This window comes from Pseudomonas sp. YL2, assembly GCF_023063025.1.
Taxonomy (GTDB): domain Bacteria; phylum Pseudomonadota; class Gammaproteobacteria; order Pseudomonadales; family Pseudomonadaceae; genus Aquipseudomonas; species Aquipseudomonas putida_A.
On the sequence record NZ_JAJSLU010000002.1, the window covers coordinates 341683 to 361625 of the forward strand.

The window sequence follows — 19943 nt, forward strand, 5'->3', positions numbered from 1 at the left end:
CACGATCACCTCCATCATCGAGCAATGAGGTTCACGCATGGAATGCTTCCGTATTGACGAGAGTGGTTATACGGGCTTTGACCTTCTGAACCACGATCAACCGTTCCAAGGGGCAACGGCGATAGCCATCGATGACAATGAGGCTGCTCGCCTGATTCGCGAGCACTTCCCAAAGCTCCAGGCGCCCGAACTGAAATATCGCGCGCTATCCCGTCGCCCGGGTAACCATCCTCGATTACTGGGACTGATGGGCGATATCCTCAGTCAGTACAAATGCGTAACCCATGTATGCGACAAACGCTTCATGTTGCTCCTGAAGTTTCTCGACTATGCAGTGGAACCCTTTTATTACGAAAGAGGAATCGACTTCTACGCCGACGGCCAGAATTACTCTCTGGCCTCTATCCTCTACTACATCGGCCCGCAATTATTAGGCCGACAACCGATGGTGTACCTAGAGAAAGCGTTCCAAGACGCGATGAAGCTCAAGACCCCCTCCGCGATAGACAATCTCGTTCTGTGCGCCCGCAAAACCCGTTGGCAGGAGTTGCCCGAAGCGATGGGGCCATTGGCCCACTATGCAGCCCCAGAGTGCCTGGGAGCTATCGCCACACCTGGCGTAACCACAGATATCGCTCTGGAAATTGTGATTGCACTGATTTCTCGCATGGAGGTAATGGCGGAGGGCCCTTATCGAGTAGAGCATGACCAGTCGAAAAATCTGCTGACGTACCACGATCTGCTGCAACGGCAGATCAATCATGTTGGCATCGCTGAGTTTCGACAATCACAGCTCGCGAGTATCCGCTTTCCACTCAAGCTGACGTCGGTCATTCAGGTCGACTCTAAGAGTAGCCCTGCCGTGCAGATCGCCGATGTGATGATTGGTGCGGCTATTGAGGCGGCGCAAAGAATTACTGGTCGTATCAGCGATGGTCTTGAGCCGGAAGCAGTGCTAGGACTTTATGCCGATGACCAGCTTATCCATATGCTCCCCTCGTTAGACATTGAGGGCCAGCTCGCCTTTCGGAAAGGAACGCAGGCGTCGGCACTGATTGATTACTACGCCAAAAATTTTTCTAGCTAGCGAATCGAAAGGCAAGCCAAATCTGCTTGGCAAAGACGGTTTTTTACTTGAGCTCATCGATCCGTCTAGGTGTCCAGCCGATCCAAAACCTCCGAGATTCTATGAAGGTTTCGGCGGACGTTCAGGTCGCTCCCTTGCAGTTAGCGCGAAGATAACGAAGCCTCTCAGTCGATCAACCCTTGAACTGAATCTCCGGAAATTTGTAATCCTGGCCTCGCTTCCTAGCTACCAAATACCGCTGCACATGCACCGAAATTGCACAAAGCTGGATAGAGGAGAAGCCAGCGAGCTTATTCGCCAAAAGCCCACTATGGATTTCGCCATCACGACCAGTGAGATCTTCGACTCCAACGATTAAGTTGCTTTTCATTTCGGGAAAAGAGCTCGGAAGTCGGTGCATATCAAGGAGTGGGATCTGAGCATCCACAATCATTTGCCACTCTGCTGGATATAGGTCAGGCGTATGCTCATCCAACAGCGAAGCAAACAATGTGAAGACCGCTGAAATGCTGTGTTTGAAAGTATCGTCCGAGCCTGTAGCCAAGCCGTTTGGATCTTTCCTATCTGCCAGAGAGAAAAGGAGGCTCTTAGCTGGTTCGTTGAAATAGATATTGATCGGGTCTTCGCCTTTCATCAGATGTCTCCATGCGGTAGTAACTGCAAACCTGAATAGAATACGGCCAATCTTCAGCTCCCGAAGGAGGACGTAAATGCAGGGGGAGTGTAGCCCCGTTTTTGCTCGTACATTTCAGAAAGCACTGCGCGAGAAATCCTTTGGGAAAACGGCAAAGCAGCATCCAAATGCAAGATGAGCAGCGTCACTGCAAGGTGCTTCAACTGTGGTTTCCTTAGAGCTGAGCGATGTTGAAATGGCCGCTCCTGGAGGGCTGAGCCCAATCAGAAAATATCGGTTAAATTGCTCGGCAAAATCCAAAGAAATGATTGGAGATTTCTGCTCAAATCATTAGGTGCTTCGGGATTCACTCTAGCTCGCTCTCGGATCAAATACCTTGGCCCAATCACGCCTCACCAATTCCGCGCAAACGCCAGGAGCTCCCCCAAAGCATTGCTGGCAAACCTTAAGCATCTCTACCTCTGTACGGTACTGGATCGGGTCACCGGATTCGTCAACCAAAATGCCTTTGGCACCAATCAGCAGTGCATGTCCTGCAACTACGTCATGAGCTGACACCGGATACAGAGATAGTCCACAAACTCCGTCACCAGCAGCGACCTTTGCCAGTCTGTAGGCAATTGATGGCATCGGGTAAAAACCTGCCGGCGCACAGAGTTCGCGATTGGTCTGCGGTTTGTTGCCAGCAGCAGCGCTCACCATGAGCAAGCTCGTGTCCGTAAGCTCCTGCTTTGAGAGGTCTACATAGACGGGGCTTCCATTCCTAATCAAGTGATCCATGCCCTGCGCCCAACTGATGCAGTCGGGGATCCCGCATTGCGTTACTGGAGCATGTACGACGCCCAAAACAGGACGGTTATCATGGAGCAAGCCGACGGATACGGCGGAGCCTTTGAGCCCCTTCAAAAAATCGCTGGTGCCATCATTCGGGTCAACGACCCAACAGAAAGGATATCCGGAAAGAACATGGCCGGTCTCTTCACCCCACCAATCGCAGTCCAGGAGTGCCAGCAGTTCCGCGCGGAGAAGCACTTCGATTTCGACATCAATCTCAGCTTTGTCTCCTGACCCTCTCCGGCCGTCTGGACGCTCGTATTCTTCTGCCAATAGAGCGCCGGCTCGCTCCACTACTGCGATCACTTGTTGGAGAATGTGCTGAAGCCATTGGTTAGTCATGATGACCTTTCGAATTAATTAACGGGGGGATCTGAAACGTCTAGACCAGCGTGCTCCTACCATCTTGCCGAAGCTGCGATTCAAGCCATAGATCGAGCCGGTTGCGTTCTACGCCATCCATTGTATCGAGGGCGCGTCTGAGAAGACTGACCATGTCGGCCAGATCTCGGTCGTCTGGAAACCACTCGGACAGTTCGACGTTGCAATGCTTCGATCGGCCGAACGCCCAAGCAAGAGTCATATCCCCAGCGGCACGGAACTGATTGGCCATGTAGATCTGGTGATCGATCTGCCAGCCGCGCTGCTTTAGCTCTTCGCTAGCATTCATGATACCCGTGTCGCCAAAGTATTTTGACGTGTCGGGATAGTGAATACCCGCAAGAGACACCTTCGCCTGGCCAGTCGTGCTGTTCCAATACTATAGGTAGTGCCACCCGCCGGAAGTCGTGTGAATCCAGGGAAAATTTATGGCCGCCTTGGCAGTGATGTAGTGCAAGTGGGTCACACGTTTCAGACCAACGTCGAAATTACGCATTCCTCAATCTCTCCGGTTGCACTGGCGCTGGCTCGTAGGCGTCAAATCCGAAGCAGCACCACCATATAAGTGAGCGCTAGGCGCTGTACGAAATCCCTTGAAATATCGATTCCGGTAGAATCCGTCGCCGTTAACGCCAGAACGCCACAATGGCAAAGCGTTATGAACTCCACGATACAGCTTGGGATTTGGTTGCCGATATCTTCATTAAACCTGCCGCAGCGGACGCCAGCGAGCCGACGATCGCCTGATGCTCAGCGGTGTGCTTTGTGTGCTCTGTTCCGGCGCAGCTTGGCGTGACATGCCGGAGCGTTTCGGCCCTTGGTCGACGGTGTATCTGCGGTTTCGAGAGTGGCGCAATTGCGGCGCTTTCGATCAGATGCTAAGCCGCCTGCACATCCGATTGAACGAGCAAGGCTTGATCGATCTGGAAATCTGGATGATCGATTTCACTGCCATTCGCGCAACCTAAACCTCATCAGGAGCCGACAAAAAAGAGGGCGTGAAGAGCTGCAAAGCACGCAATCGGGCGCAGCCGGGGTGGCCTGAAGACCAAGACTCACATGCTGTGCGATGCCAATTGTGTGCGACTCCGTTTCCTGCTTTTCGGCGGACAAGCCAGCAAAATAATTTATGCCCAACCGCTGCTGGATGAGGCTTAAACTCCCAATCTACGCGGCCGCCCCCGCGAACGCTGTCGATGATTGCTCGCCGTCAAGGGCTATGACGCTCAAGCGCTGCGCCGTAACTGTGAACGTTATCGGATGCAGCTGCTGATCCCGCTGCGCGACATGAAACGAAAACCCGCGCAGGGCTTGGCCGGGCAGTTAGATAGACCCCAATACCGACAGCGCAGCATCATTGAGCGCGCGTTCGGGTGGTTGAAAGAAAATCGCCGCATTATTACCCGCGTCGACAAACTCGCAACAAGTTTTGCGGCGAGATAGTCTTGCTGGCTTGTGCTATGCGGTGTTTGCGAGGGTGCTCTTCGTACAGAGCCTAGGTTGCAAAACAGTGCTCTGTACAAACGCGATATCTAAATGATATCGTCAATAGTAGAAATAGTATCAGATTTAATCTTTGATCTTGCAGACAATGATGTTCGTGCTTCCAAGCTGCGCTGTTCAGAAATTTGGATGCGGCGATAAAAGGATTACGCGATGTACGAAAAACCTAGCGAATATCGAAACGGGGCTTTTAAGTGCCGTCACTCCGATTTGACAGATGGAAAATTGTTCGAAGGCCGTCGTTTTGATAACTGTCTGATTTATGCATTAGTAGAAAGTAGCTGGAAAAACGTAAGGCCTTTTTTCATGTACTACATAAAAAACAACGAAAAAATTGGTCTTTGGGTTGGATATATGGCGCACATACATTCCCAGTATGACGAAGTGTCACCGCCTGTTCTCCCCGAGTATCCAGTAGAAAAAATGGGCTCAGACGATGTCACGCTGCTCGAAAGCCGAGAAGAATATCGTGGACTCTCTAAGTCCATTGGAAAATACCAAACCAAACGTCTGTTATTAGATGCGCACGATGTCGCAGCGTTTCATGCATTGAAACCTACTCATCAACTCTATCGCAAGGTTGCCAAGTCCTCATCTTTGTATGGGCTTGTTGAGAATGAAGAAACCTATTTCACTTTTATATCATTAGGTGTAATTCTTGACTCAGATGGCGTAAATTATTATGACCCAATTCATGAGCTTACAACAGATCTCAAAATAAACAATCACTATAAACTTCCATTAAAATTCAACTTCCGCGAAGAGGGTAGTCCTCTCCCTACACCCATTAATGTTATTATTGGGGAGAACGGCGTAGGTAAAACTCGCGCTCTTAAGTCGCTATCACGATTGGCTCACGATAATCGTTCTGATGAGTCAGCGCTAGAATCAGGACGAAAGCTACGTATTTCTGTGGTTGTATTCAGCCACGAAACACACCAGTGGGCTCGCATTAGGCGCTCGGGCTTCAAGTATGTCCCCTTGAGCACAACCCGAGCAGACTGGCTGCAGCTAACCCGAACGCTGCAAGAAATCTACCTAATGGATGTCAAGGGTCATCACCTGCGGATACTCCATCTATTAATCGCCAAAATCCTCGATCCTGCCACGCTCTATTTTCGAACTAATGAGGGTGATATAGCCTCCTTCGTCTCGCTGGTGGAAACTCCTCGGGGGTGTAACTTTCTTAACACCTCCATAGAGTGCAAACATCTTGGCCCTGATGGTGAAATATTCGAGCTAAGTTCTGGTCAGCGCGCGATAATCCTTTTTTGTTTCAATTTGGTGCTGAATAGCAATCGACACTCGTTATTGCTCATTGATGAACCGGAAAATCACCTGCACCCACAATTCATCTCGTTGTTCATCCAAGCGCTGCATTCAATGTTGATTGCCAGCGAATCAGTCGCTGTGGTGGCAACTCATTCACCCTTCGTGGTTCGTGAGGTCGAGAAGTCTGGTGTGCTGATCCTAAAGGCTGACCAGCGCGGTCTGCCGTGCCTGTATCGGCCAACCTTGCAGACCTTGGGTGGTGACGTTTCCTTGATATCCGAATATGTATTCGAGGACAGTTCGGTCAGGAAGAACTATCAAGAGCGCATCGATCAGCGGATCAATGCGTGCCGCGACATCGAGCAACGCCAAGAGGCACTACGTGCATTCGAGTCTCTCGGTTACGATGCCGCGGCTTACGCGCGTTCTCTGGAGCGCCTCCTTCCATGACGGTCTATATCAAGCGGTTGCGTACCGCCGCCGATGATTTACAGGCTATTCGACACTTTGCTCGCGGAAAATCACCCAAAGCACCGTTACTTCGAGCCCATTCAAGCAAGCTTTCTGCGTACTTTCGACATTACCCGATCGCAGTGGAAGATCCTGCCTTGTATCTCAAGCAAAGGACTCATAGTCGGGCAACTGCAAAAGCATTCCACGATCTTTATGAAAGTTCGTCGGACTGTTTTTCATATATTTCAGAGTTTCGTGATAAGGCACGACTTAAACTTTCCTGCTGCCCCTACTGCGGCATGCCCTCAAATATTACACTGGATCACCATTTACCAAGAAAAAAGACGGCATTCCCAGAATACTCCACACTTTCCTTGAATCTGGTACCTGCGTGCAGTGACTGTCAAAATATAAAGTCCGATTACTATAATGAGAAAATTCGTGCTCGGCGTCGCTTCGCAAGACACCCACGTCCAAAAGCACCTCTTGAGACTGACGATCCCGTACGCGGACTCAAGTGCATGACTGGCAGTCGCCGAAAAGATCGCTTCGTTCTAAAACGGGGCATCAGTACACTGAAAGGTAGCCGGCTCATTCATCCTCTGATTGATAAATTCTTGATGCGCCGAGCCATGTTGGTATTGCCAACAAAACATCCGGAAGAGTTCGTCGTAAAAGCTTTCTCAGGGGTGCGACGTAACGACCGGCGCAATCTGGATTTTCACATTCATAAGCTTCGCTTGTCTTCACGCGCTAATAGCTGTATCAATCGTCATCGCCAGACGTTGCTTACCTCTCTGACATACGGCGGCAAGGTGCCACACGGCGCTGCTTTGCAGAATGATCTTATGCGACTATATCAAGAAGCGGTTGCACGTGCAGCGGGTGCGTGCAACGCCATCGAGCCGACATATCTTTTCGGGCTGTTAACCAACAGGTGGATGCTAGAGGATTTTTTGTCTTATGCACGGGGTTGGCACAGACCAAACATGTTGGTCGAACAGCCCATATTCCTATGATAAGGGAATTTTAAAAGTCTTGAGACGAAGGCCAGGCAAGGCAATAAAGGAAGAGGATGCGGAGTTTACGAATTGTAAATGAGTATTCTGAGGCTGTTTTCAACACACCATCACAGAGTATCAAGACTATTCGTACAGAACCTAACGGGCGACGTCTCACCAATGTCTCTCGGTCGCAAGTTGTTCCTTGATTTCTGGCACCAAGAACGCGAATAGCCGATTGTATTGGAGGTCTTGGCAGTATGCCGGATCCTTACTTCGCAGCGCTTCTCGAATGATTTTTCGGCGTTTTTCCCATGTTTTTTTCGAGTCCTGAGAAGCCAGCGACGCTGCTTGGTGGAAAGCTTCTAGTGTCCATCCGAAAGGCAGTAGGTAGGCTTTGTAGTAGTCGAATGCGGTATTCGTCACGTTAATTAGGCGGGGCAGGCGGTAGCCAACAGGGCGGCCATATCTTGCGCTGAGAACGATGGATACCGCGCCATGAAATCGGCCCTCATGAAATGAGCGAGGCAGAGAAATCTGGGGTATCGCGAGAGTCATACGTTCCCGCAGTTCGCTCCAGGCCACGTCTGTCTCGGGTTCCTCGCTGGTACCGTGCTCTAGCCAAAAGTCGTGGAATTCTTGGCGAAGTCGGGCAGGAGCGATTGTTTCTTCCAGCTCTTTTCGGCGAGTATCATAGTCGTAGAAATAGACCAGTTGCTGTTCCGTATCGACCGTTAGCTGATAGGAAATACCTCTTCTTCATGCCATTCGTTGAAGATCATCCGACCTTTTAGGGTATGGAGCCGCGTACCAGCAGGTCAGCGCCATACGGTTTGCTTCTCGGGAGCGCTCCAGAGTTCGCTCATTCACAACGAAGACGTTCAGGTTATTGAGGTAGAAAATATCCTGTTCAGCTGTAGGGTGTTCTTGGGGATTGAAGCCCTCGAACACCCACACGATGGCACCACCGTTGACGCGGTAGAACTCTCTTCTGCCTACGATCTCCGTCAGAAAGGTAGTGGATAGCTGAACTTCAAACGCGAACCGCTGCTGCTCCCGGTAAACCTGGACATCCGGCTTGCGCCATCTTGCCCTGTCAGCGATAGGCATTCCGCGCCATACTTTTGCAACCTACGGTTCCGAGCAGGCCGAGTCAGCATACAAACTGTCACGAATAATCCCTTTGAGTCTTAGATGAGCCGCGCTTTCTTTCGCAGCGTTGTACTTCATCCGATTGATCTGATCGGTGCTGAATGCCCCCTTAGTCGAAATTGGGCAGCCCTTGGTGCCTTCTTCATCCGGATGTGACGGAAGAGGAATCGCCGCTGTTTCGTAAGTACGAGCATCACCGCACCGCCGCAGATTCTGCATACCAGCAATGGCTGAATTAGGTCTCGAGCGTAACGGCCGGCGAGTTCGTTCCTATCCTGTATTACGACGACCAAATCTCTCCTTAGAAACGCGTCTACGTCCAAGGGCTCGCCGCTATCGAGGCTTAGGATTTCGCTCAGCAGCATTTGATCCGTAGGCTGGGCTACGTCGTAGGTGAACATCGATCACTCCCTGATTGGTCTCGCATCCAAGTTTGGAGGGTGAAACGCCGCGTTTTTACAGAAAGGGTGCTGAGCCGGCATGGCGCCATCATGTCCGTTGAGTCAAAATCTTAAGCGGCACATCAGCTATCAAATGGCCGGGTATTGACTTAGGTGGGACTCATGGGAAGAAAGTGGCTCAAGCAGGAAAAGCGGACGAAGGAGCAGTTGTTCGACGCTTTGGTGAAAAACGCCCTGGGGTTCGTAGAGACGTCACTGGATCACGTCAAGGAAAGACCCAAGAACTCTATCGTCGACCTGTATACGGCTATTGAACTCTTTCTCAAAGCACGTCTAATGGCGGAGCACTGGACGCTTATGCTGGCCAAGCCAGAGACTGCCGACCTCCAAAACCTATACGTCGGAGACTTTCTTTCCGTCTATCTGGATGACGCCCTGAAGCGGATCAACTCGATACTTGGAGAGAAAATTGACGTCGCCGCGTCCGATAACTTCAAAGCTCTAGGCGAACACCGCAACCAAATCGTCCACTTCGCTCATTCAGCTCATGACGACCTAGCAGCCACTCAAGCGGGCGTCATCGTTGAGCAGTGGGCCTCATGGCACTACCTGTATGCCATGCTCACAGAGACATGGAAGGACGTTTTCGAGCCTTACAAAATTGAGCTTCAAAAACTGAACCACCGCATGATGAGACAGCGTGATTTTCTCAATTCGCGGTTCACAATTCTCAAGCCGAAAATCGAAATCGAGGTGAAAAAAGGCAAGACGATCATCGCGTGCGGGCATTGCGAACTTTCGTCAGCAGTTGCAGGTGAAGTACACGCTTGGGGGACAGATTACAGCTGCCTGGTGTGCGGGGTCAGTGACACTGCGGTAGTGAAGGCTGATATCAAATTACCCTGCCTAGGATGCAATGAAGAAATAGAGTTCTTTGATGCAAAGGTGACCGAGTGTCCGACGTGTCACTTCGCTTTGAACACCGACTCTTTGATTGATCTGTGTACCGCTCACATCCATGAGGGAGATCAGTGGTGGGAGGAGGGCGCCGAACATATTGCGTCATGCCATAACTGCCAGTGCGCACGGCCTTCCGTGTTCGTCATCGATGGTTTGTGGAGTTGCGTGTCATGCTTTGATCGCGGATGGCAAGCAGTTACGTGTGAGCGTTGCGGCGCTTTTGTGACAGGAGATATGGAAAGAATTCAATATTTCGCCTGCCACAAATGCGAGGATCAAGTTCGGCAGGAGTACGACGCGATGGCCACGGCCGGTGCTGCAACTGAGGAAAGTCAGGATGCTAAAAAGGAAGCATGATCCAATTAAAAACGACCCGCACTCGGCTTGACCTGTCTCAGGAAGGGATGCTTTGGAAGATCGCGCTGGCGCACCTTCCTGACGGGGCTTGAGTGCAGCATCGGCACATACAAACATCTCGGTTTTGCTTCCTGGATCGGAGGACTTATGAGTCGTGACGACAAAGACACGGTGTATTGCAATGTTCAAATGCCGATGGCCAAGGGGAAGGAGCTTTCACGGTTAGTGGCGGAGCTTAGAGAGTCAGGTGCTCATCCTGAGCTCGACTCAGTCTTTGAGGAAATACAGCACGAGCTGAATTCTTCAATTGAGTTCGTAGAGGAGCAACTCGCCGATACAGGTGGATTTGGCCGACGGCCACATTGAAGCTCCCGAGCTAACGTAGCCAGCGACTTTAAGAAGAGGGCAGGGTGTCCGCATCGGAAGGAGGTAAACCTAATGTCTAGCGGTGCTGCTGATCGCAGTCTGCGTGAGCGAGAGAAGATCAGGAGGAGAGCTTTGTGGACGCTATCTGATCTTCTGCCAGGCGATCCCAAGGCTATTCCAGTCGTATCTGTGCTTGACGATATTGATCGCCAGGACGAGGCCGACATTTTAATGACACCAGTGGTGAAGGTAGAAGCGCTTCGCAGGTTCGTCGTCACCGAGTTTCACTCGAGCAACCTACAAATTGTTCGGGATGTCAGCATTCCCGAACCTTGGCGGGAACGATTTCTACAAGCGAGTATCGGTTCGACTCGACTGGAAGCGGGGCCGTATCTTCACGACCTAGAGAAATTCATCAATCTTTGGACGCAGGAGAATCAGCACCTGGAGGAACACCGTTCAGCGATCGATAAATACATGTAGAAAATAACTCAAGTTTTTCGAAACGCATCCGTTTGTATTCATAAGAGCAAACATAAAGGACGTTTCAATGAACCTGCACCAAGCTTCAAAAGCATCTTCTGAATTTCGCATTTGTAGAGAGTTCGATTCGTGGCGCGGCCTAGATTTTGACGAGAAATACACGTGCGCAATCGAAGTGCTGCCGTCAGCGCGGATCATGATCGAGCTGGACATTGTGAGTTGCAGTGTCACCCTCGAAGTCGCTCAAGAAATCGCAGAATGTGTGAAAGAAGCACTTGCTATTTCTATCGACGATGATGGCTACCAAGTCGAACTCAAAAAACGGCCAAATGGCCTGTTCAAAATTCGCAGCCTTGCCGGAATGCGCGGAATGCAGTACGCAGCGTTTGGCGAAATCGATGTTGAAGGCGCGAGCGGAGATATTTTTGAGGATTCATCTTCTGGCACGACATCAATTGTGGTCGCCACTATCCAAGATGGGGGTACGAGTTAATTTTTCCCTTCATGGGCTACTCATTCACGAAAGCTGATGCAACCTGGCTAAGCGAGGCGTTGTTCAAGGCCGGCGGGGAGCTACAGAGTCGGGTGCGGTAGAGTACCAGGAGGCACCGCCAAGCCTTTGAGGCTTTCTCTAGCGTCCCTTTCGATGCCCTCGGCGTTCATTGCAGACCGGTTATGGCAACAGGTAGCCTACCTCAGCATGGGCTCTGGCGCGCTCCTCAATCTGCAGGCTTTCTGGATCACGAACCTTTTGATAAGCCCGATCACCTACATACCAATCACAAGACATTGTTGTCATACGCCTGTTTAGACAGTGCTTAACATGCTTGCACGCGGTAGGAAAATGGAGGTGTTTGCGGTCGTAGCCAATGGGCCTGCTAGATAGAACGGATAGATAGCTCTGAGAGGTGGTTTTTTAGACTAGCGCTTCCGTGCCCGCCAGATTTCGTCGATGTCCAGATTAGCTAAGGCATCGCGCATCAGTGTAAAAGCGTTGTCCGAAAACTGGGGAATACGAGTCGATCCAAATTCGAATACGTTACGGCACTTCACATCCTCGTCTATGCCCAGATGTGCTCGTAGCGCTTTGGCTTTAGGTTGGGAAAGCCCTACCTTCTTCGCGAGATCGGCTGCTCCAAGATGAAATTTTTTCTGTAGGTCTAACTCACGAACTGCCGCAGCCTCTGCTGGGTCATCTCCGCCGATATACCGTACAGGCGCACCTACTTTTTTCGTGAAGTGAACGACCAAGTTCACGCCTTCGCCGTCAGTACGAGTGCCCACCATCGAAAGACGAGGGAAGACTTCATTGATGCCCTGGCCGCCACGCACTGCCTTTTCAACCCGATCAATATCGCGCTCGGATACTTCTACTTCTTCCACCGCGATGGATTCCATGGCCAGCATTGATCGTATACGGCCACGTGCTTCATCACGCTGACGCCTTCCCGGCTCCAACAAATCCCTAATCAGGTTGTATTCCCTGTCCACTAAAAACTCAAAATCACCTGGCGGCATAGTCGACACTGGCAGCACTCGAGCCGGAATGTGATCAATCAGGCTAATCTCTAATGCCCGGAGCAGGTACGCATCGAATGCAGTTATCAATGCCCTAGTGTTGAGGTACAGCAAGTCTTCGGCAACAATCACCGACCAATGCTGTGCAGCATCACGCAGACTATCCACTGCGCGCATCACACCGGCCTCTTCTTGAGTCAGGCCATAGTGGGCAATGCAAAGCCCAAGGCTTTTGTCGAACGAAATTGAGCGCCCTGTAACCTTATCGAATACTTTGGCCTTGTTCTGAACAAGGACTGCCTTGAGCAGCATTTCACAGGCGTGCTGAAGGTGGAGCAATACGGTAGTGATACGGCCATCGTCGTCAAAGCTATTGAAGGACTGCATCCCGATACGAAGGGAACTGACAGCTTTGATCTTAAGGGTTCGTGCGTCCCGTAAAAGCTTCATTATTCATTCCTTCGATCATGGTCAAACCCCGAGGTTGATCGGGTTTCGCACTACGGGGTGAGAGCTGAATTCTTCATCAATTCTCTGCAACCAGTCGGGGTTTTCGGATTTTCGGCCTGAGCCCACGATTATCTTCAGCGCGCACTCCCGACATTGGTCGAGCAGTGAGTAAGGGGATTTGCTCTAGCAGCCCTTTATACTCATCAACGTCACCATCGCGGTATCGATTAAGGTCTGCGCACCACAGGTTGTTAACCCACTCGGTGATATCTTCTTCGGAGTGCTGTGACGTATCCACTAGGACTTTGACGAAATCGACGATCCGAGGGCGCTCGCGCTTACCAAATCCTCGAGTGGTGAGACAGAAAAATTTCACCGACTTGATAGCCTGTCGCCACTTCCAGGTCAGCGAGTCGAGAGACTGCTCGTCACGCAACTCTGGCACCAGCCTATACGGGTTAATCAACTCTCCCGTGTCTTGAGCTACCGCATGAATTATTCGATTTACATTAAATGATCGCCATTCATCACGAGTGTGGCAAAACGCGCCAATGAGAATATCGTTTTCCTTTTGCAGATCCGAGATTTCCCGTTCGGTAATGCAGCCTTCACCATCTTGATATTTGATGAGTATGCGCATGTGATCTCCTGAAATAGCCCCTTCCATAGGACGCAGGATTGAGTCTAGGTGCTAATCCCTTGCAGCAACAGCTTCCTGAGGAATTGCTCCGATACCGCTATCTTTTCACCAGCCCTTTGTACCGTTCTCGTGATGCAAGTATCTCGTCTCTGAGCTCTTCAGGGTCGATTCTCATGCCGCCCCGCGGAGTTGTCTGCAGCGTTCTCAAGCTGTTCACAGCCTTTATGAACGCTCGTTCCTCTGCCTGAATCCATTCAGGACGATTGTCTTTCCAAAATGACCATAACATCGGGCTAACTCCACCACTGATTGGATGGAAGCAGTATGTGGGAGCTTCAGGTAATGTCCAAGCCGAGAAGTGACTTAGGTCATCGTGCAAGCGGAGCGCGCAGACCAGGAAGGTCGAAGGCATGAGGATGGAAGCCCGCAGGGCCAAGACCCGTCGATAGACGAGGCTTGGTTTACGACAGCCATCCCCAGAGGGGCATGCCCGAAAAATAAAAGCTAGGTTATCGAACCGCACGCTGTTCGTTCGTACGAGAAGCTACACCCATGGCGTAAAGATCATAAGTCTTTCGCAACAACAATTCGTCATCAGACGATACATGCGCATGCATGAAGACTGTCGACAAGAACCGCCTCCGTTCGCCATTGCCAATCTCAGACCAAACCCTTGGTTGCCCTTGAGCATCTGGGACTGCCAAGCGATCAAGAAGGTACTCCTCAAGGCTATGCAACCGCTGCAAGCCATCGATCAAAATATCGCTGCTCTCAGCCATTGCTCGCCCCGCACCCGAATCACACCACTCATTAGTGAGATAGCTTCCGAGATCCCCTCCAGACCACACAGAAACGATGAACCGAGCCTTTTGCCCCAGATTCCATACTACTGGGCGATGCCAAGACGGAACTGGAATGCCCATTACGAACCCCGCAGCCCAAGGGTACTTCTCGTGAGCAACAGATGGCTCGACCAAGTGTCTTTCCCAGCGAGAAACCAAGATATCAATCGGATATTGGTTGGTGCTGGTCGCCAAAATTTGACGTGGCATTCGGAGGCTGGGATCTGAAATTTCGTCGTCCGCGTAGCGCTGAAATTTGGAAGTCATGAATGTCCTTGGAGGAGGGGAGTGCTAAAGGTGGACGAACCATTGGTGCGGATGAAATGACGCCGCCACTCATCAACGACTGAGATGATTAGTAAGTCACGCTCTGTTGAGATTTCGATCTGCTCACCATCGACCAGCGCTTGCGCATAGCCCTCAGCGAAGGCAGCAGCTCTGTCAAAGTCCGAAGGGGAGTCAGAGGACGCGATGTAGCTGACCAAGCGCTCCCACGCCCTGCGTTGACGATGACCCTGGATGGTCTCAGCAAACGGCACGGCGCCTTTCAAGGAGCGTGCAAATGCGATCGTTGGTAGGTTCAAAACCGGTTTCTCTAGATGTCATAGATATGAAAAACGGTTCGTTTTGAGAAACCTTGAGCCGTATAGGAAGTTTTTTTTGCCTACGCAAATAGGCGCTAACCGGACGCGAACGCGTGGACGTGCTAATGGCACTCAGATATTGTCGCAAGCGTGATTACGCGCTAGCCGCGTGACGACTCATGAAAGGGATAGACGCGATGATTTACCAATGCAACGGATGCAACAGGACTACCTTCGAGATCGCATGCCCGTGGTGCATGGGCTCTCAGGTCTCGCCATCATCAGAGCTCACCTTGCGACACCTCACGCCACTGGATCCTTCTTTTTATCCCGATTTTCAATACAGATCCAAAGGTTTGATTCAGGACTTCTTCGGGAAGAAGAAGGAGCAAGCCCAGCTCAACGATCTTTTGAATAACGTCCTGAGAAAGTACGCGGAGCTGAAGCAGCCATACTTCACGAACTTCATTCACACAACTCGTGAAAGCGCAGGTAGCAGCGATGACGCGGGCGTACCCGGGCCACGATTGGATGGTGTGTACAGCGAAAGGGAATTGTTCAGAGAAGTCCTGATTCGCAAAGGCTTTGACGAGCTTGAAGGGCTTCCATCTCTCTTGGACAAGCTGCTGCAGACCACAGCTTTCAACTCTGACTATATGGGGTTCTCCAGAGAGCTGACCCGCCACATTCGAACTGATCTTGCCAACACCTTACGTTCTTGGATTGAAGAGGCAGGAACGACGTTCAGGTCTGACTTGGCTTTGTTCTATTACTACCTGTGGGAAAATGACGTTGCTTTCCCCAATGTTCAATTCAATCCCCAAGCGGCTTCTACATCTGGTGTTCCACTCCTCCCGATACAGTTTTTCCGTAATGGCCTGAGCCTTTGCGAGGAGATTTATTTCGATATTCTCGTCGAGCGCCTGGGATCTCAGCTGGAGCATTTCAATCCGAACCAGTTCATCACTATGTACCTAGTGGACGCTATGGACGGATTTCAGTTTGAAGCTTTCCTGGTTGAGATATTCCAGACCATTGGATACGACGTTAAAGAGACTAAGAAGACAGCTGACCAAGGCGCTGATCTTTTCGTCAGCCGCTTCGGAAAAAACATGGTGATCCAAGCTAAAAACTACTCTGGCTCTGTAGGTAATGCTGCAGTGCAGCAAGCCATTTCCGCAAAAGCTTTCTATGGGTGCGACGAGGCGATGGTAGTCACGAACTCCTACTACACGAAATCCGCCAAAGAGCTGGCCAGCACCGCAGGCGTCCGACTGATCGACCGGGACGGGCTTCAGAGCTATTTGGATGACTACAACCAGAAGCTCATCGAGGTTTTCCAGGCCGAGGAAGAAAGTGCTTAAAAGTTGGCGCCCTTCGAGGCAAAAACTTTAGCCCCGCGACGTCGGTGCGGTTTCGAGATCCGTGACAATAAAGACGATGCTCAACCGATTGAACAGCAAGCGGAGCGCGCAAGCCTATACGGCTGGAGTCGTGAGGATGGAAGCCCGGCAGGGTCGAGACTTGGCTCCGCCAGGCTCGGTTCACGACAGCCATCCCCGCAGGGGCACGCACAGAGCCAAGCCGGTAACCCCCAATCGCTATCTCCTCAGCAAGGATTTACAAGGTTTCCGGCCCGTAATGATCACCCATCCATGATGAAGGTCTCACAGAGCCGATTGCACAGAGCAGAGGCGGGAACTCATCCGTCATTTCTCGAGAGCTCAGTAAGTGCTGAGGCTAGCGCCGTCGCCTGCTGAGGCGTGAACCTAAAGCGCGACTCATCGATTTTGATAGAAATTACGCCATTGGATTCTGTATCCAGGAGAACTGCGTAGCTGTTGTCATCGCCTATGACTTCACCCTCGGCAATGCCGGGCCGAGTGAAGATGGCGAGCCTAACTTCGTCCATTTCACCCTCGGGCGAACCATCCTTGAACGTGAAGAATCTGTTCGGCGGCAGTTTTGCACTCATGGTCTCGATAGTCCTCAGAAAATATGTCGCATGACTATTTAAACGGAGGCGAAATTCGAAACTTGAGCGGGAGAAGAAAATCTTGGCCCTGAATGGTTAACCTTGGATGCCCAGTTCACTCCTTGCGTTGAGTAGTGTGCTCAGGGAGGAGGTTTCATGAGCAAGCAGGTATGTGTCGAGTGCCTCATTGATGGGTAAACTACCTGTTTTTTGCGGTGTGATTGGCGGATAACAATGGAGTGGCAACCTTCTTTTCTCTCGCGGCTGTTCAGAAGGGCGGCATCATGGCGTCTGAAGATCGAGAATGATCAATTCAGCGTCACGTTGAATGAGAAAACGTATCCGATACCTCTCGAAGCGTTTTCCTCACTGCGCTTTCGCGATGGCCTGTTATGGACGAACGTCACTGTCTGGGTTGGTAACGAGATTCATCTCGTCGGCTTGCGAAAGTCGGCTCGTCACACGCTGAGTAACCAGCTTCGAGCCGTCACAAGCAGGCAGAATTTCCGTACTTATTACGCCAAGATCATGGGTTGGCTGAAATTGGTCGATCAAGTGGCGCTGACGGTAGACGCAGAACATCGATGGCTGACACACGACATGCAGCATGAGCTTCTTTCCGAGAAGGATGCTTTGAAAATCGACGATGCTGATCTCAAGGCACTGTTTGATTCTCCAGTTATCCAAACTGCATTGGGAGACAACAAGACACGCGTGTTAGGGCGGTTGCGCCAATGGTCTCAGGATTGGCCAACGCATTGGCAGACTCGTAACAAAGCGCACATGATCCGCGAGCTGGATGCTTGCTCAGATCTTCTGGATAACGTCGAGTCCCGTGAGCTTAATGATGAGCAAGCAAAAGCCGTGGTTTGCTTCGACAATCGGGTTCAGCTTGTTGCCTCCGCAGGCTCCGGCAAAACCTCTACGATGGTTGCCAAGGCGATTTACGCGGTTCATCGCGGTTTCGTGGCCCCATCCGAGATCATCATGCTGGCCTTTAACAAAGATGCTGCACAGGAGCTGCAGGAAAGGGGTGCTCAGTCTCTCGGAAGGCTAGGTATGGCCGGTGTCACGATCACTGCACTGACGTTTCATTCACTGGGCCTAAAAATCATTGGCGGTGCGACAGGCAAAAAACCTAGCGTCCCCAAGTGGGCTACCAAGGCGGATCTTGGGCTTGAGAAACTTGGTGTGATCGTTGACACGCTTAAAGACAGGTCAGATGAGTTCCGCACCAAGTGGGATCTTTTCCGCTTGGTATTCGGGCGGGATCACTCCACTGCGCCGTTGAGAGATATGGCGGAAGCTTTCGACAGGGAAGGGGAGGCTCGGCTAATCACACTCAATGGTGAGCATGTCGCGAGTCAGGAAGAGCGCTTGATTGCCAACTGGCTTTTCTACAACGGCGTCGAGTACGCCTATGAGCGGCCCTACGAATACGACACTGCAACTGCTGATCACCGCCAATATGCGCCCGACTTTTATTACCCGCAGCTGAACCTCTATCACGAGCACTTTGCCTTCGATGCAGAGGGCCAGGCACCGGCGCATTTCGTGAATTATGCGGAAGGGGCCGATTGGAAGCGGAAGACCCATGCCATCTATGGTACGCAGCTGATCGAGTCGACTTCACACCAATTGCGGACGGGTGAAATCTTCGCTCATCTCTCTCAAGAGCTGACGTCGCGGGGCGTGGAGCTAGATCCAAACCCCGACCGTCCGATCCCGGACTCCGGCCTAGTACCACTGGAGCATATTGACTTGGTGAAGGTGCTCCGATCGTTCATCTCTCACTACAAAAGTAATAGCTTGACGGCGGCGATGCTGCACGAACGGTACGACGCTCTTCCGATCAGCGTTTTCAAGTTCCGGTACAAAATGTTCCTGGAGCTCGCGATTCCGGTGATCGAAGGCTGGGATGCCGCCCTGAAAGAAGACCGAGGGATCGATTTTGAGGACATGATTAACTTGGCCGCAGATTGCCTAGAGCGTGGCTACCAGTCGCCTTATCGCTTGGTCATGGCTGACGAATACCAAGATGCCTCGCGTGCACGTGCGCGGCTTTGCCGGGCGTTGGTTCAAGAGCCCCATAGTCACCTGTTCGCGGTGGGTGATGACTGGCAGTCAATCAATCGATTCGCCGGCGCGGATGTGAGTGTGATGACTGGTTTCGTGGAATGGTATGGCCACGGTGAGGTATTCCGATTAGAGAAGACTTACCGGTGCCCTCAGGCTATCTGTGATGCTTCCAGTCAGTTTGTGGCTAAAAACCCTGCTCAACTGCAGAAGACCGTGATTTCTGTGACGGAGCCGATTGGCCCCGCATTTCTGGCATTCCAGCTATCTAGTAGGGATCAGGTTCAGAATGGCTTGCGGCAGTATCTGGACGATCTTCACCAGCAGCTTTCGACCGGTGTAGTCCCCGGGGCAAGTGATCGGCTGATAACAGTCTTCGTTCTTGGACGCTACAAAACCGATGCGCAATTCATACCCCAGGGGTGGGAGCAACGCTACGGCAACAAGCTTGAGATCAGATTCAAAACCGTCCACACCTCAAAGGGTGATCAGGCCGACTACGTTCTGCTCCCTGGAATGATGGCTGGAGGATTTCCGAGCATGAAAGGGGACGACCCTGTCTTCGGCCTAGTGATGCCCGAAGGAGACACCTATTTGCATGGCGAGGAACGCCGACTTTTCTATGTGGCGTTGACCCGGGCTCGTAGGTCTGTCGTGATGTTCACTGTGACTGCCAGAAACTCACCGTTCCTCACAGAGCTGGTAAACGACGGGGTGGTAATAGTTACAGACATCAAGGGTGAACCAATCCAGGAGGAACGATGCCCTGTTTGCCAACATGGGGTCGTGCTTCAGCGCACCGGTAAGTTCGGTGATTTCAAATCCTGCTCAAGCTTTCCTCGTTGCAAGTACAAGCCCGGAAAACCAAGACGCCAAGATACTCGACAGGCAAAACTAACTCGGCGACGTTAAGGGCGTCAGTACCAGCCAGCCCGCACCCGGATAGCGCAAAGCCTCCATATGTGGCATATAGC

The 19943-nt window shown here is 51.5% G+C and carries 19 protein-coding genes and 1 pseudogene; 10 read left to right on the top strand and 10 right to left on the bottom strand.

Features of this window, described 5'->3' with window-relative positions:
* Positions 1 to 37 precede the first annotated feature (37 nt).
* Positions 38 to 1087, top strand: coding sequence for a DUF3800 domain-containing protein (locus LVD08_RS04640; protein WP_191951198.1), 1050 nt, complete (start codon positions 38 to 40; stop codon positions 1085 to 1087).
* Between the two features lie 172 nt (positions 1088 to 1259).
* On the opposite strand, the gene LVD08_RS04645 is transcribed toward LVD08_RS04640, so the two are convergent.
* The 3 genes from LVD08_RS04645 to LVD08_RS04655 all read right to left on the bottom strand — a co-directional run bounded on the left by LVD08_RS04645 (position 1260) and on the right by LVD08_RS04655 (position 3225).
* Positions 1260 to 1721, bottom strand: a complete 462-nt coding sequence (locus LVD08_RS04645; protein WP_177016850.1) for a hypothetical protein — start codon at positions 1719 to 1721, stop codon at positions 1260 to 1262.
* A gap of 351 nt (positions 1722 to 2072) precedes the next feature.
* Positions 2073 to 2897: an inositol monophosphatase family protein gene (locus tag LVD08_RS04650; RefSeq protein WP_191951199.1), complete on the bottom strand. Its 825-nt coding sequence runs from the start codon at positions 2895 to 2897 to the stop codon at positions 2073 to 2075.
* Positions 2898 to 2937: 40 nt separating this feature from the next.
* Positions 2938 to 3225 carry a hypothetical protein gene (locus LVD08_RS04655; RefSeq protein WP_244653383.1) on the bottom strand — a complete coding sequence of 96 codons (288 nt, stop codon included), beginning with the start codon at positions 3223 to 3225 and terminating at the stop codon, positions 2938 to 2940.
* 356 nt (positions 3226 to 3581) lie between these two features.
* On the opposite strand from LVD08_RS04655, the pseudogene LVD08_RS04660 reads away from it, so the two are divergent.
* The 3 genes and pseudogenes from LVD08_RS04660 (at position 3582) to LVD08_RS04670 (ending at position 7183) form a co-directional block, all read left to right on the top strand.
* Positions 3582 to 4435 (top strand): annotated as a pseudogene (locus tag LVD08_RS04660) (IS5 family transposase).
* 157 nt (positions 4436 to 4592) lie between these two features.
* On the top strand, positions 4593 to 6161 hold the full coding sequence (locus LVD08_RS04665) for an ATP-dependent nuclease (RefSeq protein WP_247267559.1): 1569 nt from the start codon (positions 4593 to 4595) through the stop codon (positions 6159 to 6161).
* Positions 6158 to 7183: an HNH endonuclease signature motif containing protein gene (locus LVD08_RS04670; protein WP_247267560.1), complete on the top strand. Its 1026-nt coding sequence runs from the start codon at positions 6158 to 6160 to the stop codon at positions 7181 to 7183. The genes LVD08_RS04665 and LVD08_RS04670 overlap by 4 nt, the downstream gene beginning before the upstream one ends.
* A 741-nt stretch (positions 7184 to 7924) precedes the next feature.
* Here LVD08_RS04670 and LVD08_RS04675 read toward each other — a convergent pair.
* Together LVD08_RS04675 and LVD08_RS28190 are read right to left on the bottom strand one after the other, a co-directional pair.
* Positions 7925 to 8275 (bottom strand): DUF6035 family protein, encoded by a 351-nt coding sequence (locus tag LVD08_RS04675; RefSeq protein WP_191951202.1) that lies wholly within the window; start codon positions 8273 to 8275, stop codon positions 7925 to 7927.
* 116 nt (positions 8276 to 8391) lie between these two features.
* Positions 8392 to 8718 (bottom strand): DUF7830 domain-containing protein, encoded by a 327-nt coding sequence (locus tag LVD08_RS28190; protein ID WP_446739753.1) that lies wholly within the window; start codon positions 8716 to 8718, stop codon positions 8392 to 8394.
* Between the two features lie 162 nt (positions 8719 to 8880).
* Here LVD08_RS28190 and LVD08_RS04680 point away from each other — a divergent pair, with 162 nt between their 5' ends.
* The 4 genes from LVD08_RS04680 (at position 8881) to LVD08_RS04695 (ending at position 11377) form a co-directional block, all read left to right on the top strand.
* On the top strand, positions 8881 to 10035 hold the full coding sequence (locus tag LVD08_RS04680) for a hypothetical protein (RefSeq protein WP_191951203.1): 1155 nt from the start codon (positions 8881 to 8883) through the stop codon (positions 10033 to 10035).
* Positions 10036 to 10182: 147 nt separating this feature from the next.
* A complete protein-coding gene (locus LVD08_RS04685) occupies positions 10183 to 10401 on the top strand; it encodes a hypothetical protein (protein ID WP_191952817.1) in 219 nt (72 codons plus the stop codon).
* A gap of 72 nt (positions 10402 to 10473) precedes the next feature.
* Positions 10474 to 10884, top strand: coding sequence for a hypothetical protein (locus LVD08_RS04690; RefSeq protein WP_191952816.1), 411 nt, complete (start codon positions 10474 to 10476; stop codon positions 10882 to 10884).
* A 67-nt stretch (positions 10885 to 10951) separates the two neighbouring features.
* Positions 10952 to 11377 (top strand): hypothetical protein, encoded by a 426-nt coding sequence (locus LVD08_RS04695; RefSeq protein ID WP_247267561.1) that lies wholly within the window; start codon positions 10952 to 10954, stop codon positions 11375 to 11377.
* Between the two features lie 428 nt (positions 11378 to 11805).
* Here LVD08_RS04695 and LVD08_RS04700 read toward each other — a convergent pair whose 3' ends face one another.
* The 4 genes from LVD08_RS04700 to LVD08_RS04715 form a co-directional block, all read right to left on the bottom strand.
* Complete coding sequence (locus LVD08_RS04700; protein ID WP_342453840.1) at positions 11806 to 12855, bottom strand: hypothetical protein; 1050 nt, start codon at positions 12853 to 12855, stop codon at positions 11806 to 11808.
* Between the two features lie 73 nt (positions 12856 to 12928).
* Positions 12929 to 13492 carry a hypothetical protein gene (locus LVD08_RS04705; protein ID WP_247267563.1) on the bottom strand — a complete coding sequence of 188 codons (564 nt, stop codon included), beginning with the start codon at positions 13490 to 13492 and terminating at the stop codon, positions 12929 to 12931.
* A gap of 509 nt (positions 13493 to 14001) precedes the next feature.
* Entirely contained in the window at positions 14002 to 14601 is a 600-nt protein-coding gene (locus LVD08_RS04710; protein WP_247267564.1) for a DUF262 domain-containing protein, read from the bottom strand.
* A complete protein-coding gene (locus LVD08_RS04715) occupies positions 14598 to 14918 on the bottom strand; it encodes a hypothetical protein (protein ID WP_247267565.1) in 321 nt (106 codons plus the stop codon). Before LVD08_RS04715 ends, LVD08_RS04710 begins: the two co-directional genes overlap by 4 nt.
* 197 nt (positions 14919 to 15115) lie before the next feature.
* Here LVD08_RS04715 and LVD08_RS04720 point away from each other — a divergent pair, with 197 nt between their 5' ends.
* A complete protein-coding gene (locus tag LVD08_RS04720) occupies positions 15116 to 16282 on the top strand; it encodes a restriction endonuclease (RefSeq protein ID WP_247267566.1) in 1167 nt (388 codons plus the stop codon).
* Positions 16283 to 16620: 338 nt separating this feature from the next.
* On the opposite strand, the gene LVD08_RS04725 is transcribed toward LVD08_RS04720, so the two are convergent.
* Positions 16621 to 16893 (bottom strand): hypothetical protein, encoded by a 273-nt coding sequence (locus tag LVD08_RS04725; RefSeq protein WP_247267567.1) that lies wholly within the window; start codon positions 16891 to 16893, stop codon positions 16621 to 16623.
* Positions 16894 to 17127: 234 nt separating this feature from the next.
* On the opposite strand from LVD08_RS04725, the gene LVD08_RS04730 reads away from it, so the two are divergent.
* Positions 17128 to 19881 (top strand): UvrD-helicase domain-containing protein, encoded by a 2754-nt coding sequence (locus LVD08_RS04730; protein ID WP_247267568.1) that lies wholly within the window; start codon positions 17128 to 17130, stop codon positions 19879 to 19881.
* Positions 19882 to 19943: the final 62 nt, after the last annotated feature.

What these genes read in the sequence shown, in the direction of transcription:
- LVD08_RS04720 (WP_247267566.1), top strand. Translation starts at nt 15,116, where the DNA reads ATGATTTACCAATGCAACGGATGCAACAGGACTACCTTCGAGATCGCA.
- LVD08_RS04685 (WP_191952817.1), top strand. Translation starts at nt 10,183, where the DNA reads ATGAGTCGTGACGACAAAGACACGGTGTATTGCAATGTTCAAATGCCG.
- LVD08_RS04665 (WP_247267559.1), top strand. Translation starts at nt 4,593, where the DNA reads ATGTACGAAAAACCTAGCGAATATCGAAACGGGGCTTTTAAGTGCCGT.
- LVD08_RS04705 (WP_247267563.1), bottom strand. Translation starts at nt 13,492, where the DNA reads ATGCGCATACTCATCAAATATCAAGATGGTGAAGGCTGCATTACCGAA.
- LVD08_RS04710 (WP_247267564.1), bottom strand. Translation starts at nt 14,601, where the DNA reads ATGACTTCCAAATTTCAGCGCTACGCGGACGACGAAATTTCAGATCCC.
- LVD08_RS28190 (WP_446739753.1), bottom strand. Translation starts at nt 8,718, where the DNA reads ATGTTCACCTACGACGTAGCCCAGCCTACGGATCAAATGCTGCTGAGC.
- LVD08_RS04730 (WP_247267568.1), top strand. Translation starts at nt 17,128, where the DNA reads ATGGAGTGGCAACCTTCTTTTCTCTCGCGGCTGTTCAGAAGGGCGGCA.
- LVD08_RS04640 (WP_191951198.1), top strand. Translation starts at nt 38, where the DNA reads ATGGAATGCTTCCGTATTGACGAGAGTGGTTATACGGGCTTTGACCTT.
- LVD08_RS04675 (WP_191951202.1), bottom strand. Translation starts at nt 8,275, where the DNA reads ATGCCTATCGCTGACAGGGCAAGATGGCGCAAGCCGGATGTCCAGGTT.
- LVD08_RS04650 (WP_191951199.1), bottom strand. Translation starts at nt 2,897, where the DNA reads ATGACTAACCAATGGCTTCAGCACATTCTCCAACAAGTGATCGCAGTA.
- LVD08_RS04725 (WP_247267567.1), bottom strand. Translation starts at nt 16,893, where the DNA reads ATGAGTGCAAAACTGCCGCCGAACAGATTCTTCACGTTCAAGGATGGT.
- LVD08_RS04695 (WP_247267561.1), top strand. Translation starts at nt 10,952, where the DNA reads ATGAACCTGCACCAAGCTTCAAAAGCATCTTCTGAATTTCGCATTTGT.
- LVD08_RS04670 (WP_247267560.1), top strand. Translation starts at nt 6,158, where the DNA reads ATGACGGTCTATATCAAGCGGTTGCGTACCGCCGCCGATGATTTACAG.
- LVD08_RS04690 (WP_191952816.1), top strand. Translation starts at nt 10,474, where the DNA reads ATGTCTAGCGGTGCTGCTGATCGCAGTCTGCGTGAGCGAGAGAAGATC.
- LVD08_RS04680 (WP_191951203.1), top strand. Translation starts at nt 8,881, where the DNA reads ATGGGAAGAAAGTGGCTCAAGCAGGAAAAGCGGACGAAGGAGCAGTTG.
- LVD08_RS04645 (WP_177016850.1), bottom strand. Translation starts at nt 1,721, where the DNA reads ATGAAAGGCGAAGACCCGATCAATATCTATTTCAACGAACCAGCTAAG.
- LVD08_RS04655 (WP_244653383.1), bottom strand. Translation starts at nt 3,225, where the DNA reads ATGAATGCTAGCGAAGAGCTAAAGCAGCGCGGCTGGCAGATCGATCAC.